3 protein-coding genes and 2 tRNA genes are annotated in these 3,001 nt (G+C 55.6%); all 5 read right to left on the reverse strand.

Annotated elements, in window-relative coordinates:
• Positions 1 to 529: 529 nt before the first annotated feature.
• A complete protein-coding gene (locus tag QZ302_RS09595; RefSeq protein WP_294594834.1) occupies positions 530 to 1,486 on the reverse strand; it encodes a tetratricopeptide repeat protein in 957 nt (318 codons plus the stop codon).
• Between the two features lie 132 nt (positions 1,487 to 1,618).
• Positions 1,619 to 2,062 (reverse strand): nucleoside deaminase, encoded by a 444-nt coding sequence (locus tag QZ302_RS09600; RefSeq protein WP_294594836.1) that lies wholly within the window; start codon positions 2,060 to 2,062, stop codon positions 1,619 to 1,621.
• 83 nt (positions 2,063 to 2,145) lie between these two features.
• A tRNA-Leu gene (locus tag QZ302_RS09605) sits at positions 2,146 to 2,227 on the reverse strand.
• A gap of 23 nt (positions 2,228 to 2,250) precedes the next feature.
• On the reverse strand, positions 2,251 to 2,505 hold the full coding sequence (rpsT, locus tag QZ302_RS09610; protein WP_294594838.1) for a 30S ribosomal protein S20: 255 nt from the start codon (positions 2,503 to 2,505) through the stop codon (positions 2,251 to 2,253).
• A 34-nt stretch (positions 2,506 to 2,539) separates the two neighbouring features.
• Positions 2,540 to 2,611: transfer RNA gene (locus tag QZ302_RS09615), tRNA-Glu, on the reverse strand.
• Between the last annotated feature and the right edge of the window lie 390 nt (positions 2,612 to 3,001).

Consider the following 3,001-nt stretch of genomic DNA (forward strand, 5'->3'; position numbering starts at 1 on the left):
TAATAAAAGACGCTGTGCGTCCCCTCCGCATCCGGGGGCTACGGGCCGACCGTTGACACGGAGAATTAGCTATTCGCTCTCGGTCTAAAGCTCACCCAGTTCTCCGCCCCGTGTCGGCCTCACTGCGGCTCCGCTGTCGCTCCGCCGCATTTCCGTCGCCCGCTGGGATTTCATTTCGATTTTGCTCACCGCAAAACGAGCGAAATCCCCTTTTAAGCGGGCGGGCGACAGTATTTGCGCATTGTTCTCTTTTCGCACGCCTGGGGAAATCTTGTCAAAACGTGCAAGCACATTTTGACGATTTCCCTCCTAAGGCGTGGCGCGTGTCTGTCCTACAGGAGGGGACTGCCCTTACGCCGGGCGGGCGGTGCCTTCCGGCACTCGGAGTGGGCAGCCTCTACCCCAAGGCAGCCCCGGCCCAATCTTTTTTTCGCGCTGCGGAGCTACCCCGAACCGCAACAAAAACAAAGGACGATATTCCGAATGGAATATCGTCCCACAAAACTTCGCACAAAAGTACCGCTACAACCTACTGCGCCGCCAATTCGCTCGCCAAAGCTTTGGCTGCCGCCACATTCCCTCCGGCAGTCACCTTCTTCAGCCATTCGATCGCCTTGGCGTTATTCCCTCGATTCTGGTAAGCAACCCCCAACAAATAGGCGATATTCGCTTTCTGAGCCTCATCCTGCTGAGCCGCATAAGCTTCCGCGCCGTTCGCCACCACGATGTCGTATTTCTTGAGGTTATTGGCCGTTTGGATCAGCAACAGACCGGCATCGGCATTCTCCGGAATCATCGCCGCATAAGCCTGCACCTTCTCGATATCACCCGCTTTGGCCGCTTCCGAAGCCGCCACCAACAGGTAGTTGTTCAAATCCGCCTGAGCCCCTTTAGCCTGCTCCGCGAATTTGCTGTTCTCGGCCCCTGCCGCAATCACCTGCCGGTAGAGTGCTACCGCCTCCTCCAACTTGCCCAGCTCAGCATACGATTTGGCCGTATAATAAGCCAACTGGATGTTACTCGGATCCTGCGCCACCCCTTTCTGGAAACTTTCGAGCGCTTTGGTATAATCCTTCGTATTGAAGCTGGCGATCCCCTGCGCCATATAGAGCTGCGAAATCGCACGTCCCAACTGCCGGCTCATCATCACATTACCTTGCAATTCGGCCAGATCCGCCGCTTTGGAGAAAGCAGCGATCGCCCCTTCCATATCCTTCGCTTTGTAGAGGTTGCTCCCCTTCTGCTGATAACAAGCCGGCAACACCTTCTGCGCCTCGGCCACAATATCCGCCGCATCGGCCCCCACCTCTTGCCCCATCCGGATCACCTCTTCGAGCACCGGAATCGCCTGAACGAGCTGTTTGTTATTCAACAATTCGCCCGCCTCTTTCATCTTGAGGCCCACCTCTTCGACACTCTGCGCCGCCACGCTGCCGATCATCGTCGCAGCCACGAGCACGGCGCTCCACATTTTGATTCGTTTCATTTTTACGGTATGTTTAGGTTAATATATCGTCTCGAACGTCGCCCGCGAAGAGCGCGACAAGGACAAGTTTAGCGATTTTTTCGGAATTTTCAAAATGCAGAAACCATTTTCCGCTCCATGCCGCAAAGCGGGTCAAAGGTTTCGAGCCCGCAACCGTGCGAAAAAATCGGTCATTAACCCGGCGCATTCGTCTCCCAAAATATCCGTCGTCACCTCGGTTTTCGGATGCAATAAGGTCTCGGAAACGGTCGTATAGCCCCGTTTCGGATCGGCCGCGCCGTAGACGAGCGCCCCGAGCTGGGCCCAACGCAGCGCCGCGGCACACATCGGACAAGGTTCGACTGTCACATAGAGGGTGCAACGATCCAGATATTTCCCCCCTAACGCAGCTGCCGCAGCCGTGAGGGCTTGCATCTCGGCATGGGCGGTGACGTCGTTCAGCGTTTCGGTCAGATTGTGCGCCCGGGCGATGACGCGGTCACGAGCAACGACCACTGCACCGATCGGCACCTCCTCCCGGCGCAAGGCTTCGCGGGCCTCTGCCAGGGCCATCCGCATATAGGTTTCGTGATTCATCGAAGGTTCGTAAGGTTTTGCAAAGAGAACCCTGTATCATAGCAGAAATCCCTTGCCAATCATTCGATTGACAAGGGATTCCGTACCCGGAGCCGGGATCGAACCGGCACGGATCGCTCCATTGGTGTTTGAGACCAACGCGTCTACCAATTCCGCCATCCGGGCATTGTAGAGAAGCGCGCCGAAAACTACGCCAATGCGTTCACTTTCAGCTGAAGCGCGCTCTTCAGATTAGCCGCTTTATTGGCATGGATAATGTTCCGTTTCGCCAATTTATCGAGCATCGCCACCACTTTCGGCAACAGCGCCTCAGCAGCAGCTTTGTCGGTCGTATTCCGCAACGCTTTCACCGCGTTCCGCGCGGTCTTGTGGTAGTAACGATTATGCAACCGCCGCGTTTCGGTCTGCCGAATCCGTTTCTGAGATGACTTGTGATTTGCCATTATGTTTAAAAATCGCTATGTTTTTATTTCGTCGTAGCCCCTAGGGGAATCGAACCCCTCTTCCAAGAATGAAAATCTTGTGTCCTAACCGATAGACGAAAGGGCCTCAGGCCTGCGCCAAGCGACCGATATGAGACGTTATGAGGTCTGCATAAGGCCGATTGCGGACTGCAAAGGTAAATGCTTTTTTCGATTCCGCCAAATTTTTTGATGTTTAGAGCATGAGATCTCGTTTGGCTCTGTGGTCGTACACGACTTGACGACCTGAAAAGCCGGCCCCGGGCTTCCGCGAGAGAGCCAATGGCGGGCTGAGCAGCGTCGGCAGCAGCGGGTTCAGCTATTCGTCGTCGGTGGGCGGCAGCAATGGGATGTGCTTGCATTTCGGCGTGACGTACCTCAATCCCAGCCACGCGAGCAACCGCGCCTACGGTTTTCAGTTGCGTTGCCTCTCGGAATAAACGGATGCCGCCCGGCACTCGAAAGATGGTCGTATCTA

Source organism: uncultured Rikenella sp., from assembly GCF_910579375.1.
In the GTDB taxonomy this organism is placed as follows: domain Bacteria; phylum Bacteroidota; class Bacteroidia; order Bacteroidales; family Rikenellaceae; genus Rikenella.